Raw genomic sequence first — 14,781 nt, 5'->3', positions numbered from 1 at the left:
ATTTTTGAAGCGAATGGTTCGGGAAGAGAATAAGCCCTTTTCCCGCTTCCTGATAGCTATCGGGACACTTTATCTTTTCTCACCATCATTTCGAGAGCCTAAATGACCGTTAGAAAAGGATGCCGCGTCCATCGGGGTTAGTTAATCACTTGGGGTATTCTTTGAGCTTTTTACCTTGTCTCTTTTCCCTTATCCCTTTCTCTTTATAGATAAGAAACTAAAATCATTTAAACGGATTCCGTTCCTGCCAAATGGTTTCGGGTTCCAACGATTTGAAAATCTTTCCGACATAACGGTTGATCAGTGGGTTGGAATGTTGCATGAAGCCTACCATTTCATTAGGTTTGGCACCCACGGAACTTTTGATTTCCAAAGCAGTTCTGGCGAAAATAATTTCTTTGAATTGTTTCTTGATCGAATATTTGATCATGTCGTACAGCATGTTCAGATATACCATCATTTCCCTTTGATGTTCGTCATCATACCCCAAAAAATACGTGTCAATGGTATTCCCGTTTTTAATCAGGGTGTTGAAACCGATCAGTTTGTCTTCCAAAAAATAGCCATAAAAAAGGAAGTTGTGACCCAGGTGCTTTTTGAGTTCATAAAAATGATTTTCCGCTAAAAAGAAAGTATTGAAAGGAGCATTTTTGGCCACATTTCGATAGAGGAAGTTAATCGTCGTATTGTGTTGCTCAATTTCTGTCAGGCTCATTTTTCGTTTTTCAACTCCGTTTAATTTCTTATGGGCCCTTTTGTACTGGTCGCGGTATTTTTTACTCAGCGCACTAACATAATCGTCTTCCGATTTCCAGCTTTCCGCTATCGAAAAAATCATGTTGGGTTGGGTCGAGAACTTGTAAAAAGATCCGAATTCGGGCGCTTCCAAAATGGGTTTTTCATGGGTGAAAAAATCCTTGAAAGTGGTCAGGTGAATTTTTTTGCCTTGTTTTTTAAAACGGTTTTTAAGTTCCTCAGCTGCATTGTGCAATAATTTTATGCCTTCTTTAGGTTTCAGCTCTTCGGAGAAAATGAAAGCGTTTTGCCCCGTAAGCATGTTGTTTCCCATGAACAAAACGTGTGAAGTGAAGTTTCGGAATACAAAATTACGAACCGAAGTTTTGATGCAATTATCGCGTTCTCCAAAAGAATCCACCAGATTCAGGTCGAGAAACTGAGAAAGCGCTATGCCTATCAGTTCACTATCTTTAAATAAGCCGATGTAATGGCAAGTCATATTCTTTGGTGCCGAATGGTCCATTACTTTCAGATAGTCCACCGAAAGAAAAATATTCGATACAGACAATTCATCCCAAGTGTTGGGGAGTTCTTTTACAGAGGAATAGATTTTATAATGATAAGACTGCTTCACAAAGAAAAAAATCGCTCTACAAGTACAAAAGTAGAGCGATTGCGCTATAATTAAATGTTAATTTTTATTTCCATCCACAGATGATTGAGCCCATGATAGTTAGGGAAACAATCCAATATCCGGCGTTAATCAAAATGTACTTCCATGATTTTTGCTCGAATAAAGCATTGATTGCGGTAATTGGTAGTGCTAAAAATAATCCTGATGTAAATCCGTGAAGTGCTCCGTGTTTGAACGAGCGGAAAGCGTCTCCGTAATCGGCTATGAAAGCTGCGTAAGAAGGAAGTGCTTTATCAGCAAATGCAAATCCGCCTACCATGGATAATGCTCCCATCTGGTGGACTACTAAACTGGGAACAGCCAAGGAAAGCATCAAGGAATAGAAAATGGTCAGTCCGAAAATTTTAAGCATGTTGCCCTGTTTGGCCTTTTCTTCGGTCATCCCGGATTCATTCATCCAGATCGTTCCGAAAACTTTAGGGTTGTACCATATAAATCCAATAAGTAAAGTGACTAGTGAAGCCACCAGCACAGCTACGAAGTTAAATTTCATAAATATTTTTTTTTGCGTTATGCTCAAATATAAGAAAAAATACACAAAAGTAAATCATTGTTTTTCTGAAGCTTAAACGATTCTTATAAATGTTATTTGATATTTCTGTAAGTATGAAAGCCATTCGCTTTTCGTGATTTTTGACTTATGATTACGGTCATAAAATAAAATTGGAGATATAAGTAAATTCGTCTTAACATCTTAAATCGTATTATCATGAAAAGATTATCATCAATTTTTGCACTAACAATTTTATTATTCGTCTCTTGTGGGAAAAAAGAAAGTTCAGGGGATGATTTTTCAAAACCTACAACGGAAACACCTTCATCTGAGCCATCTTCAACTGAAACATCTTCGGCTGCAACCGATGCTGAAAAATATGATCCTCATCGAGGGGAAGGTAAATATGATAAAGTAGATCTGGGAGCAAAACTGGATCAGGCTATGGCTACTGAAGGAGAAAAAGCAGCAGGAGTAAAATGTACCTCATGTCATAAACTTACCGACGAAAAACTCGTTGGCCCGGGATGGAAAGATGTGACTACTCGTCGTAAACCTGAATGGATCATGAATTTTATCACGAATCCGGACCCTATGATTGATAAAGACCCTGCGGTTCAGGCACAATTAGAAATTTGTTTGGTCCGTATGCCAAATCAAGGACTTAGTGATGCTGAAGCAAGAAATATTCTTGAATACATGAGAAAAAACGACGGAGTAAAATAAAACAATATGAAAATCGCATTGGGATAAGCGCTGCGATTTTCTTTTTTTAATTCAAATCACTATGAAAAATAAATTTATACAGTCAATCTTTGTGATTGCAGTAGGGAGTATGCTTTTTACTTCCTGTAAACCTAAAGATTCAGGGGACGCAGTGAGTGGTGATGCAGCTCAAAAAGCGTATGTTGCGCCAGGGAAGTACGATGAGTTTTACAACTTTGTTTCCGGTGGATTTAGCGGACAGCTTAGTGTTTACGGTTTGCCGAGTGGAAGATTATTCAGGGTAATACCTGTGTTTTCCGTTGATCCTGAAAAAGGATGGGGATATAGCGAAGAAACGAAACCGATGTTAAATACCTCCCACGGATTTGTACCTTGGGATGATTTACACCATACAGAAATGTCACAGACAAATGGCGAAGTTGACGGACGTTGGGTTTTTGCAAATGCTAACAATACTCCTCGTATTGCCCGCGTTGATCTTAAAACATTTAAAACTGCTGAAATAATTGAGTTACCAAATGTTGGCGGGAATCATTCTTCACCTTTTATTACTGAAAATACTGAGTATGTGGTAGCCGGTACCCGTTTTAGTGTTCCCGGTGATTATGTCGACGGTGATGTGCCTATAAATACCTATAAACAAAATTTTAAAGGACATATCAGTTTTGTAAAAGTTGGTAAAGAAGGAGAAATGGATTTGGCTTTTCAAATTGTTACCCCAGGGGTGAATTTTGACTTATCACATGCCGGAAAAGGAAAATCACACGGATGGATGTTTTTCTCTTGTTATAATACGGAACAAGCCAATACTTTATTGGAAGTGAACGCTTCTCAAAAGGATAAGGATTTTATCATGGCAGTAAATTGGAAAAAAGCTGAGGAATATGTCAAAGCCGGTAAAGCTAAAAAGCAATCTGTAAAATATGTACATAACAAATGGGATGAAAAAACTCATACTGCAACTTCTGAAACGAAAAATGAAGTTCTTGTGCTTGATGCGACTGCCTTAAAAGATATCTGTTATATGATTCCTTGTCCAAAATCCCCTCACGGATGTGATGTTGATCCTACAGGGGAATACATAGTAGGATCAGGAAAATTAGCTGCTTTGATACCGGTTTTCAGTTTTGATAAATTGCAATCGGCAATTACCAATAAGCAATTTGACGGAGATTATAGCGGTATTTCGGTTGTAAAATATGAAGCAGCATTGCATGGGGAAGTTAAAAAACCAGGTTTAGGACCATTACACACAGAATTTGATGCAAAAGGAAATGCATATACCTCTATGTTTGTTTCTTCTGAAGTTGTAAAATGGGATATCAAATCATTAAAAGTTTTAGACAGGGTACCTACCTATTACTCTGTTGGACACTTATGTGTTCCAGGCGGCGATTCTAAAAAACCATTTGGAAAATACATGATAGCCTATAACAAAATCACTAAAGACCGATATTTGCCAACCGGACCGGAGCTGGCACAATCGGCTCAGATTTATGATATCAGCGGAGATAAAATGCGGCTTATCTTGGATTTTCCAACTATCGGTGAACCTCATTATGCACAAGCTGCGCCTGCAGATTTAATTAGAAATAATGGTCAGTATAAATTCTATAAGATTGCAGAGAATAACCATCCTTTTGCGGCAAAAGGAGAAAAAGAGGCAAAAGTTGTACGGCAGGGGAATAAGGTTCATGTTTATATGACTTCTATCCGTTCTCACTTTGCTCCTGATAACATCGAAGGAATTAAAATGGGTGACGAAGTATATTTCCATATTACCAATCTTGAACAGGATTGGGATGTGCCTCACGGATTTTCTATTAAAGGAGCCAACAATGCGGAATTGTTAATCATGCCGGGAGAAACCACTACATTGAAGTGGGTGCCGGACAGAGTTGGAATTTTCCCAATGTATTGTACGGATTTCTGTAGTGCCCTGCACCAGGAAATGTCAGGATATGTACGCGTATCACCTGCAGGAAGCAGTGTGCCGCTCACATGGAGCGTCGGTACTAACCAGCCAAAAATTTAAAATAACCTAACATAAGAAACTGTCCAAAATTTATTTTCTCTTTTCAAGCAGAAAAACAACAGGTTTAATTTGAATGCCGATTTAAGGAAATTTCAAAATGACAATGTTGTAATTTTTGGACAGTTTCTTTTTTTTATAGTATGGAAACAACAAAAATTTCTAATTCGTCAAAAGTGTTGCTTTTAATGGTTGCAGCTTTATTTGCAGGATCTTTGTTTGTGCCATTATGGAGAATTGAGCTCGATGCTCCCCAATATCCCGAAGGATTAGTACTGCAACTGTATCCAAACAAAATAGGAGGGGATGTGGATGTTATCAATGGGTTAAACCATTATATCGGAATGGCAACACTACATACCGAAAACTTTTTCGAATTTTCAGTTTTGCCATATATTTTCGGAGCTTTTGCCCTTGTATCATTCGTTTTAATATTTATTGCCAAACGAAAAGCGGTACTTGGATTTTTTATAACGTACATGCTTTTTATTATTATTTCAGCTGCCGATTTTTATCGGTGGAACTATGAATATGGTCATAATTTGGATCCTAATGCAGCCATCAAAGTGCCAGGAATGGCCTATCAGCCACCCTTATTGGGATATAAACAATTGTTGAATTTTGCGGCATATTCGATTCCTGATACCGGAGGGTGGATGCTTGGGGGTTCTGCTTTACTGTTAATTATGATTGTATTAAAAGAATTTAAATTCAGGAAATAAGATGGGGAAGTACTTGTTTTTTGTCATGGCTTTATTGTTATCGGCTTGCGGGAGTAATGGGCCGGAAGAGATAAAACTGAATTCCGATCATTGTGATTTTTGTAAAATGACAATTTCAAACGGGAAATTTGGCGCCGAATTAATTACACAAAAAGGAAGGGTCTATAAGTTTGATGATTTGCTATGTATGATTTCCTATGCCAAGACAAACACAACTGTTCCTTACAAGTCGCACTATGTTGGAGATTATACAAAAGAAAATAAACTGATTCCTGCAGAGAAATGTTTTTACGTCAAAGGCGGAATTATTAAATCACCTATGGGGGGTAATTTTGCAGCCTTTACTAACAGCAAAGAACAAAATGAATTTCAGCAAAAGTACAATGCTGTATCAATGACCTGGAGCGAGGTATATTCGTCTATCAAATGAAAAAACTGTTATCGATTCTATTCTTGATCGGTTTTATCTGTTTGGGTAATGCCAAAGTGATTACCGTTGGGAAAAATTCAGCTATTAAAAAAATTAAAAAAGCGTTGGAAATAGCCTCAGATGGCGATACTATCATTGTAGATGGTGGGTATTACAGTGAAGGAAATATCCGAATAGATAAAAAAGTCACCTTCATTGGAAAAAATTATCCGATCCTTGACGGAAAACACAAGGTTGAAGTTTTATCGGTTAATGCTGATTATGTTACGGTCAAAGGATTTAAAATTATAAATTCCGGTCATGCATCGCTTGAAGATCCTTGTGGAATTAAAGTGTATGACCAAAAAAATGTGGTTATCGAGAATAATATCCTTGACAATAATTTCTTTGGGATTTATCTGCAGAATTCTACGAACTGCATTATAAGAAACAATAATCTCCGGGCCTACGGAAAAGGCGAACAGCTTATCGGAAACGGAATCCACTGCTGGAAAAGCAATAATCTGAAAATAATCGGGAATAAAATAATGGGGCACCGCGACGGAATTTATTTTGAATTTGTCACCGAGTCCTTAATCCAAAAGAATATTTCAAATAACAACATTCGTTATGGCCTGCATTTCATGTTTTCAAATGATGATTCGTATGTCGGCAATGTTTTTAAAGGTAACGGGGCAGGAGTAGCCGTAATGTTTACCAAGAACGTAAAGATGATTAATAATCATTTTGAACAAAACTGGGGCGATTCGGCCTACGGATTATTACTCAAGGAAATATCAGACAGCTATATTTTTAAAAATACATTCAGCAAGAATACTTCAGGGATTTATATGGAAGGGACTTCGAGAATTAAAGTTGAAAAGAACGTGTTCAGCGCAAATGGTTGGGGGATGAAAATTCAGGCTAGTTGCATGGACAATGTAATTACTCAAAACAATTTTTTGGGGAATACCTTTGATATCAGTACTAATGGCAGCTTGGTGCTCAATACCTTTAACAGTAATTATTGGGATAAATATGAGGGGTACGATCTTAATAGGGATAATGTCGGAGATGTTCCTTATCATCCACTGAGTTTGTTTGCAGTTCTTACCGAGAATACGCCATCCGCTATGTTACTGTTCAGAAGTTTTATGATAACGCTTTTAGACAAATCAGAGAAGGTCCTTCCCAGTATAACGCCCGAGAATTTTGTTGATAAAACCCCACTAATGCATTCCTTACCACTATGATCGAAATTAAAAATTGCTATAAAAAATTCGGGAAATTAGAGGTGCTGAAAAACGTTTCCTTATCCTTTCAAAAAGGTGAATGTATTGCCTTGGTTGGCCCTAATGGCTGCGGAAAAACCACACTGATTAAGTCGATTCTCGGAATGGTTTTGCCGGACAGTGGCGAAATCGAATTTGAAGGAAAGTCTGTTTTTGGGGATTACCGCTATAGGGAAAAAATTGGTTATATGCCTCAGATTGGAAGATATCCTGATAATATGACTATCGGACAGATCGTGGACATGATTAAACAGATTCGAAACCATGATGCCGACATCGATGATGAATTGATGAAAAGTTTCGAATTAGAGAAAATGTTTGATAAAAAAATGCGGACTCTTTCCGGCGGAACTACTCAAAAAGTAAGTGCTGTTTTGGCTTTTTTATTTAATCCCGATGTTTTGATATTGGATGAACCTACTGCAGGTCTTGATCCGCTTGCTTCTGAAATTTTAAAAGAGAAAATTATCAGGGAAAAAGAAAAAGGGAAACTGATTCTGATTACCTCCCATTTGTTAAGTGAATTGGATGAACTGATTACGGAAATCATTTTTGTTCAGGAAGGCGAAGTCTGTTTCCATAAAAAAGTAGCTGACCTGAAGGAAGAGATTCAGGTAGATAAGATATCAAAAGCCATAGCCAAAATATTAAAGAAAAAGCAGCATGAAAAGGTTGATTAGTATTATTTTACACGATATAGTGAGGAACAAAATTGTATTGGTTTACACCATTATTTTGGCGGCACTATCTTGGAGTTCCTTTGCCCTTGAAGATACTTCTTCCAAAGGATTACTTACGATTCTAAATGTGATATTGTTTACCGTGCCTCTGGTGTCGATACTTTTTTCAACCATTTATATTTACAACAGTGCAGAGTTTGTCGAATTGCTTTTAGGACAACCCGTCACCAGGGATAAAATCTGGAAAAGTTTGTTTGCCGGACTGTCTTTGTCCATGGTTTTGGCTTTTCTTATTGGCGCCGGTATTCCGCTGCTTTTATATGCGCCGGATGTCACTGGTTTTATGATGATTGTAGTTGGCAGCTTAATTACGGTAATATTTGTCGGACTGGCATTTTTAAGTTCAATTTTGACCAGGGATAAGGCTAAGGGAATTGGGATTGCAATTATGCAATGGTTGTTTTTTGCTTTGTTGTTCGACGGATTGGTTTTGTTTCTGTTGTTTCAGTTAGCGGATTACCCAATTGAAAAATCGATGGTGTTTCTGTCTGCGTTGAGTCCGATCGATCTGGCCAGGATATTAATATTACTGCAACTCGATGTTTCGGCTATGATGGGTTATACAGGGGCTATTTTCAAAGATTTTTTCGGAACCTCATGGGGGTTGGCAGCTTCTTTTATATTGCTGTTTCTTTGGGGAATCGTTCCGTTTTTTATTTCATTGAGAAAATTTAAGCATAAAGATTTATAGTTTTTACAAGATATAATAATGAAAACTGATATCAGGCATAGAGAAGACATCAAAAAAATAGTTGATACGTTTTATGATTCGGTAAAACAGGACGAGGTCATCGGCTATCTGTTTAATGATGTAGCCAAAGTGAATTGGGAAACCCATCTGCCGAAAATGTACAATTTCTGGGAAAATATTTTGTTTTTTGCCGGCAATTATGAGGGGAATCCCATGCAAAAGCACAAAGAACTTCATCAAAAAAGTACAATGAATAAATCACACTTTGATCATTGGGTTCAATTATTTACCCAAACGGTCGATTCGTTATTCGAGGGAGAAAAGGCGGAGGAAATCAAAAATAGAGCCGCGAATATTGCTTCGGCTATGATGTATAAAACTTTGTCGCAATGAGGCATCACATTCTTTTGGTTTTGCATTTATTGGCAGCCTCAATATGGGTTGGGGGACATTTGTTTTTGTCGATTCGTTTTTTGCCCGAGGCGATAAAAAAGAGAGATGCCTCAATTTTAAAAAACTTTAAAGGTAAATTTGAACCTGTCGGATTGCCTTCACTCCTGATTCTGGTAATTACCGGAATTATGATGGCTTACGATTTTGATGTAACTTTCACTAAATGGTTTTCCTTTTCAAATGCTATTGAAAAAGTAGTTTCTACAAAATTGATTTTACTTTTAACCACAATGGTAATGGCAATCACTGCAGACATTTTTGTGTTTCCAAAGTTGAAATCAGATAGATTACTTCCTGCTGGTTTTCTGATTATTACGGTAACAGTGATTGGTGTAGTCTTACTTATTTTAGGGAGTCTGGTGAGAATAGGAGGTCTGTAAAGTATCAAATTTAATAAACCCGCCACGATTTTCTTTTCTCGACATAGATTGCGTCACTATCAGTAAACTAACCGTTATCATGTTTTTTAATTCGTAGAATTCTTTAGTAACCAGAATTTGGTTTTCCAACTTTAATAATTCTAATCGCCACTTTTCCAGTTTGTTTTTGGTTTTTTCCAAATCGGTATCGTTTCTGGTGATACCTGCGTTTTTACGCATTGTATTTTGCAATTCGTTCTTAATATTGGAAAGATAGAATTGATCCAATTTTTTATCGTTATTTTTCTTTTTTCCGGGGAAGTAAGTTGTGCCGCTATCTGTTGTGCTGACTTTTTCCAGATATTTATATATTCTGTCTGAATAAACAATGGCTTCTAAAAGCGAGTTAGATGCCAGTCGATTGGCGCCGTGCAAACCTGTTCGAGAGCATTCGCCACAGGCAAATAAATTTTCTAAGGATGTTTGTCCGTTCAGATCAACGGAAATTCCTCCGCACAGATAATGTTGTGCCGGAACCACCGGAATCCAGTTCTTTTCAATATCAATTCCGGCCTCTTTGCATCGACTGTAAATCATAGGGAAATGTTTGATAAAAGCATTTATCTCAAGATGCGTACAATCAAGATACACACAATCATCCCCCGATTTTTTTAATTCGTTTTCTATGCTTTGCGAGACAATATCCCTGGAAGCCAAATCACCCCTGGCATCATAATCTGACATAAAGGGAATGCCGTCTTTGGTTCTGAGAATGCCACCAAATCCCCTTACGGCTTCCGAAATTAAAAAGGTAGAACTCAGGTTTTCATTATACAAAGCCGTTGGATGAAACTGGATAAACTCCATGTCGGTAATTTTGGCATTTGCTCTTTTTGCCATTGCAATTCCATCGCCCGTAGCTATTGCGGGATTTGTGGTATGGCCATAGATCTGCCCGATTCCGCCTGTTGCCAATAAAGTGTAATCGGATAATAAAGGGATTATCTCATTCGTTTTTTCGTTTAAGGCATAAGCACCAAAACAACGGTTATTTTTGGTAATCAATTCGAAAGCAAAATGGTAATCCAGAATCTGTATATTTTTAGTTTTATACACTTTCGCTAAAATGGCTCTTTCAATTTCATAACCCGTTTGATCTTTATGATGAACCACCCTGTTTGTGGAATGTCCGCCTTCCCTTCCTAAATCTAAGTTTCCTTGTTCATTCAGGTCAAATTTGGCTCCCCAACTGATTAATTCCTTTAGTCTTTTCGGACCATCGGTGACTACCATTTCAACAACTTTTTGATCACACAATCCATCACCGCAGATTAGGGTATCCTCAATGTGTTTTTTAAAATTGTCGGCTACTTTGTCAATAACCACAGCAATTCCGCCCTGAGCATATTTTGTATTGCTTTCATCTGCATTCGATTTGGTCACAATGGTCACGGATCTGTTGGGGAAACGATCGGCAATTTTTAAAGCAAATGTCAATCCGGCAATTCCCGAACCGATGACTAAGTAATTGGTCTGTGTCATTATCTTGATAATTCTAACATTCGTTCAATGGGAACTAACGCTTTCTCTATTAGTTTTTCCGGTAGTTCGATCTCAGGGGTTTCGTTTAGCAGGCAATCATATACCTTTTGCAGGGTATTCATTTTCATAAAACCGCATTCGCTGCAAGCACAAGTGTTGTTTTCATTTGTTGGGGCAGGTATAAGCGTTTTTTGAGGTACTTCCTGCTGCATTTTATGTAAAATTCCGGCTTCGGTGGCAATGATGAATTTATCATTCGGACTTTCTCCTACATATTTTATCATTTCGGCGGTCGAGCCTATGAAATTTGCTGTTTTCAGTATATGGGATTCCGATTCGGGATGTGCAATGATTTCGGCATCTGGATGTTCTTTGTATAGGGCGATTAATTTGTCTAAGGAAAAAGCTTCGTGTACCACACAGGAGCCATCCCACAAAACCATGTTTCTGCCTGTTTTTTGGATGATGTGCCTGCCGAGATTTTTATCCGGAGCAAAAATTATCGGAGTGTCTTCAGGGACAGATCGTACTATTTTTTCAGCGTTGGAAGAAGTACAGACAACATCACTCAAAGCTTTAATCTCAGCGGAACAGTTGACATAAGTAATGACAAGGTGATCCGGATGCGCCTGTATGAATTTTTCAAAATCAGATGGAGGACAGGATTCGGCTAAAGAACAACCGGCTTCTAAATCGGGAAGCAATACCCTTTTTGATGGGTTTAAGATTTTGGCGGTTTCGGCCATAAAATGTACGCCGGCAAATAAGATAATATCTGCATCTGTTTTTTTGGCTTCCTGCGATAACCCAAGACTGTCTCCAACATAATCGGCTATTTCCTGAATTTCCGGACGCTGATAATAATGAGCCAACAGGACGGCGTTTTTTTTCTTTTTCAGTTCGATTATTTGATTCTGTAATGCGTTCATATTGTTTGTAATAAAGTACAAAGTACGCGAGGTTAAAAGTTTTTGCATATGATTTAAGTCATATAATCAGGCTTGCTTATCAATGTAATATTGTATAAACATTAAAAAGAAATATTATGAAAACACAAGAAAATACAATTGGTGAATTTGTAGCTCAGGATTTTAGAACAGCTGCTGTTTTTTCAAAATACGGCATTGATTTTTGCTGTAAAGGGCATCGTACTTTAAGTGAAGTCTGTGAAAAAAAAGGACTTGATCATTCAGAATTGGAAAATGAGATCAACGAGGTTTTCAATCAGAAAGATGATGCTAATATAGATTATAAATCTTGGCCTGCAGATTTATTGATCGATTATATCGAAAAAGTACATCACCGTTATGTGGAAGAAAAAACACCAGTGTTGCTGACATTTTTAGATAAATTGTGTAAAGTCCATGGGGAGCAACATCCTGAACTTTTTGAAATTAATTCTCTTTTTCAAATCACTGCCGGAGCTTTAGCCCAACATATGAAAAAAGAAGAATTGGTACTGTTTCCATTTATCAAAAAAATGTGCGATTCATTACAGAAAAATACCCAGATCGAACAACCGCATTTTGGGAGTGTATATAATCCGATTGCTATGATGATGGATGAACATGACAGTGAAGGAGAACGTTTGAGAAGAATTTCTAAACTGGCCAATAATTATACACCTCCGGCCGATGGATGTAATACCTATAGAGTGACTTTTGCCATGCTCGAGGATTTTGAGAAGGACTTACACAAACATATCCATTTGGAAAACAACATTCTTTTTCACAAAGCAAAAGAATTGGAACAAAAATTTACGGTTTTATAGCCCCTGTATAACATAAAAAGCCTAAAAAATGGAAAGATATGTTATCAAAAGAAATGGCGATTATAAACCGTTTGAGGATTTTAAAATCAAGGACGCCATAGAAAAAAGTTTTGCCAGTGTTTCAATTCCGTATGACGAACGTGTTTTTGAGGATGTAATGGCCACCATGCCATACAGTGATGTTTGGGCTGTTGAAGAAATTCAGGATGTTATCGAAAAACTGTTTTTTGAAAGAGGATATTTTGAAGTGATGCGTTCCTTTATGCTGTATCGCCATACCCGAAAACTGCAACGGGAACACGTTCAGGGATTGAATGACGACACCACTTATGTAGACAGTTCGCAAACCATTGAGGAATATACGTCGCAAACCGACTGGAGAATTAATGCCAATGCCAATACTTCTTTTTCCAATGCTGGCCTGGTCAATAATGTAGCCGGTAAAATAATAGCCAATTACTGGTTGGATAAAGTGTATTCCAAAGAAGAGGGCTATGCGCACAGAAACGGCGACATACATATTCACGATTTGGACTGCCTGACGGGTTATTGCGCGGGATGGAGTTTGCGTGTATTGCTTAATGAAGGTTTCAACGGCGTTCGGGGAAGAGTAGAGAGCAAAGCTCCGTCACACTTCAGGGAGGCATTGGGGCAAATGGCCAATTTCCTTGGGATATTGCAGAGTGAATGGGCCGGGGCTCAGGCATTCAGTTCTTTTGATACGTATTTAGCACCATATGTTTTTAAAGATAATTTGACCTTTGACGATGTTTTAAAAGCCATACGGAGTTTTGTTTACAATCTGAACGTGCCAGCCCGTTGGGGTCAATCGCCGTTTACCAATATTACCCTGGACTGGGTAGTTCCCGAAGATTTAAAAGAACAAATTCCGACTAAAAATGACCAACATCTGTTTGTAAGCTGTAAGGATGAAACGATTCTGAAACGTGCCAAAGAAAGAGGTGTGACGGATGTAGCCGAAATGCGTTATGAACATTTTCAGGCTGAAATGGATCTGATCAACAAAGCGTACTATACGGTTATGACCGAAGGGGATGCCAACGGACAGCCATTTACTTTTCCAATCCCAACCGTGAATATTACAGAGGATTTTGACTGGAATGGTGAGAATACCAATCTGTTGTTTGAGAATACTGCCAAAATCGGGTCGTCGTATTTTCAGAATTTCATTGGCAGCCAGTATGTATTAGATGAAAACGGCAATCAGGTAGAAAATCCTAATGCTTATAAACCTAATGCCGTGCGCAGTATGTGCTGCCGTTTGCAATTGGATTTAAGAGAATTGCTGAAACGAGGCAACGGACTTTTTGGTAGCGCCGAAATGACCGGAAGCATTGGTGTTGTAACCATAAACATGGCTCGATTGGGTTATCTGTTCAAAGGAGAAAAAGAAGAGCTTTTTGATGAATTGGATAAGTTGATGGAAATAGCCAAATCCACTTTGGAGAAAAAAAGAGCTTTTATTCAGGATATGTATGACAGAGGATTGTATCCTTATACGAAAAGATATCTTCCGCACTTCAGAAACCATTTTTCTACGATTGGTGTAAACGGAATGAATGAAATGATTCGGAATTTTACGAATGATACAGAAGATATTACGACGGTTTTCGGGAGTGATTTCTGCACTGAAATTTTAGATCATATCCGTAAACGAATGAAAGAATTTCAGGAGGAAACCGGAAATCTGTACAATCTTGAAGCAACTCCTGCAGAAGGAACTACCTATCGTTTTGCCAAAGAAGACAAAAAACGTTTTCCGGAAATTCTTCAGGCAGGTGTTGGTGAAAACATATACTATACCAACAGTTCCCAAATTCCGGTGGACTATACAAGGGACCCTTTTGAAGCTCTTTTGATGCAGGATGAATTGCAATGCAAATATACCGGAGGTACTGTACTGCATTTGTACATGAATGAAAGAATCAGTTCTTCTGAAGCTTGTAAAAACTTTGTAAAAACCGTTTTGACGAAATTCAAGCTGCCTTATATAACGGTTACTCCGGTGTTTAGCATATGTCCGAAACACGGTTATCTAAACGGCGAACATGAGTATTGTCCAAAGTGCGATGAAATAATAATTGAAAACCAAAATTAG

Annotated in this window: 15 protein-coding genes; 11 read left to right on the top strand and 4 right to left on the bottom strand. The window is 37.9% G+C overall.

Annotation, left to right across the window (positions count from 1 at the left end; all coding sequences use genetic code 11):
• Nucleotides 1–223: 223 nt before the first annotated feature.
• Nucleotides 224–1,372 carry a GNAT family N-acetyltransferase gene (locus tag LZF87_RS00715; RefSeq protein WP_244340247.1) on the bottom strand — a complete coding sequence of 383 codons (1,149 nt, stop codon included), beginning with the start codon at nucleotides 1,370–1,372 and terminating at the stop codon, nucleotides 224–226.
• 64 nt (nucleotides 1,373–1,436) lie between these two features.
• Nucleotides 1,437–1,925 carry a DUF1761 domain-containing protein gene (locus tag LZF87_RS00710; protein WP_244340246.1) on the bottom strand — a complete coding sequence of 163 codons (489 nt, stop codon included), beginning with the start codon at nucleotides 1,923–1,925 and terminating at the stop codon, nucleotides 1,437–1,439.
• A 216-nt stretch (nucleotides 1,926–2,141) separates the two neighbouring features.
• Here LZF87_RS00710 and LZF87_RS00705 point away from each other — a divergent pair, with 216 nt between their 5' ends.
• From LZF87_RS00705 to LZF87_RS00665, 9 genes are all read left to right on the top strand, one after another.
• Nucleotides 2,142–2,651, top strand: coding sequence for a c-type cytochrome (locus tag LZF87_RS00705; protein ID WP_244340245.1), 510 nt, complete (start codon nucleotides 2,142–2,144; stop codon nucleotides 2,649–2,651).
• Between the two features lie 61 nt (nucleotides 2,652–2,712).
• On the top strand, nucleotides 2,713–4,686 hold the full coding sequence (gene nosZ / locus LZF87_RS00700) for a Sec-dependent nitrous-oxide reductase (RefSeq protein WP_244340244.1): 1,974 nt from the start codon (nucleotides 2,713–2,715) through the stop codon (nucleotides 4,684–4,686).
• A 140-nt stretch (nucleotides 4,687–4,826) separates the two neighbouring features.
• Nucleotides 4,827–5,405, top strand: coding sequence for a hypothetical protein (locus tag LZF87_RS00695; protein WP_244340243.1), 579 nt, complete (start codon nucleotides 4,827–4,829; stop codon nucleotides 5,403–5,405).
• Nucleotide 5,406: 1 nt separating this feature from the next.
• Nucleotides 5,407–5,835, top strand: a complete 429-nt coding sequence (locus tag LZF87_RS00690; RefSeq protein ID WP_244340242.1) for a nitrous oxide reductase accessory protein NosL — start codon at nucleotides 5,407–5,409, stop codon at nucleotides 5,833–5,835.
• Complete coding sequence (locus LZF87_RS00685; RefSeq protein WP_244340241.1) at nucleotides 5,832–7,067, top strand: nitrous oxide reductase family maturation protein NosD; 1,236 nt, start codon at nucleotides 5,832–5,834, stop codon at nucleotides 7,065–7,067. Before LZF87_RS00690 ends, LZF87_RS00685 begins: the two co-directional genes overlap by 4 nt.
• Nucleotides 7,064–7,786, top strand: coding sequence for an ABC transporter ATP-binding protein (locus LZF87_RS00680; RefSeq protein ID WP_244340240.1), 723 nt, complete (start codon nucleotides 7,064–7,066; stop codon nucleotides 7,784–7,786). The genes LZF87_RS00685 and LZF87_RS00680 overlap by 4 nt, the downstream gene beginning before the upstream one ends.
• Complete coding sequence (locus LZF87_RS00675) at nucleotides 7,770–8,537, top strand: ABC transporter permease subunit (protein ID WP_244340239.1); 768 nt, start codon at nucleotides 7,770–7,772, stop codon at nucleotides 8,535–8,537. Before LZF87_RS00680 ends, LZF87_RS00675 begins: the two co-directional genes overlap by 17 nt.
• A gap of 18 nt (nucleotides 8,538–8,555) precedes the next feature.
• Nucleotides 8,556–8,930 carry a group III truncated hemoglobin gene (locus LZF87_RS00670; RefSeq protein ID WP_244340238.1) on the top strand — a complete coding sequence of 125 codons (375 nt, stop codon included), beginning with the start codon at nucleotides 8,556–8,558 and terminating at the stop codon, nucleotides 8,928–8,930.
• The gene (locus LZF87_RS00665) at nucleotides 8,927–9,370 is read left to right on the top strand and encodes a copper resistance protein CopD (RefSeq protein ID WP_244340237.1); all 444 of its coding nucleotides are present in this window, start codon (nucleotides 8,927–8,929) and stop codon (nucleotides 9,368–9,370) included. Before LZF87_RS00670 ends, LZF87_RS00665 begins: the two co-directional genes overlap by 4 nt.
• Here LZF87_RS00665 and nadB read toward each other — a convergent pair.
• A complete protein-coding gene (nadB, locus tag LZF87_RS00660) occupies nucleotides 9,338–10,891 on the bottom strand; it encodes an L-aspartate oxidase (protein ID WP_244340236.1) in 1,554 nt (517 codons plus the stop codon). The two genes, LZF87_RS00665 and nadB, sit on opposite strands and share 33 nt — an antisense overlap.
• The gene (gene nadA / locus LZF87_RS00655) at nucleotides 10,891–11,820 is read right to left on the bottom strand and encodes a quinolinate synthase NadA (protein ID WP_244340235.1); all 930 of its coding nucleotides are present in this window, start codon (nucleotides 11,818–11,820) and stop codon (nucleotides 10,891–10,893) included. Before nadA ends, nadB begins: the two co-directional genes overlap by 1 nt.
• A gap of 116 nt (nucleotides 11,821–11,936) precedes the next feature.
• Between nadA and ric the strand changes: the two genes are divergently transcribed.
• The gene (ric, locus tag LZF87_RS00650) at nucleotides 11,937–12,662 is read left to right on the top strand and encodes an iron-sulfur cluster repair di-iron protein (RefSeq protein ID WP_244340234.1); all 726 of its coding nucleotides are present in this window, start codon (nucleotides 11,937–11,939) and stop codon (nucleotides 12,660–12,662) included.
• Between the two features lie 28 nt (nucleotides 12,663–12,690).
• Nucleotides 12,691–14,781, top strand: a complete 2,091-nt coding sequence (locus LZF87_RS00645; protein WP_262917900.1) for a ribonucleoside triphosphate reductase — start codon at nucleotides 12,691–12,693, stop codon at nucleotides 14,779–14,781.

Source organism: Flavobacterium enshiense (genome assembly GCF_022836875.1).
Taxonomy (GTDB): Bacteria; Bacteroidota; Bacteroidia; order Flavobacteriales; family Flavobacteriaceae; genus Flavobacterium; species Flavobacterium enshiense_A.
This window is presented reverse-complemented; position numbering and strand designations above follow the sequence as displayed.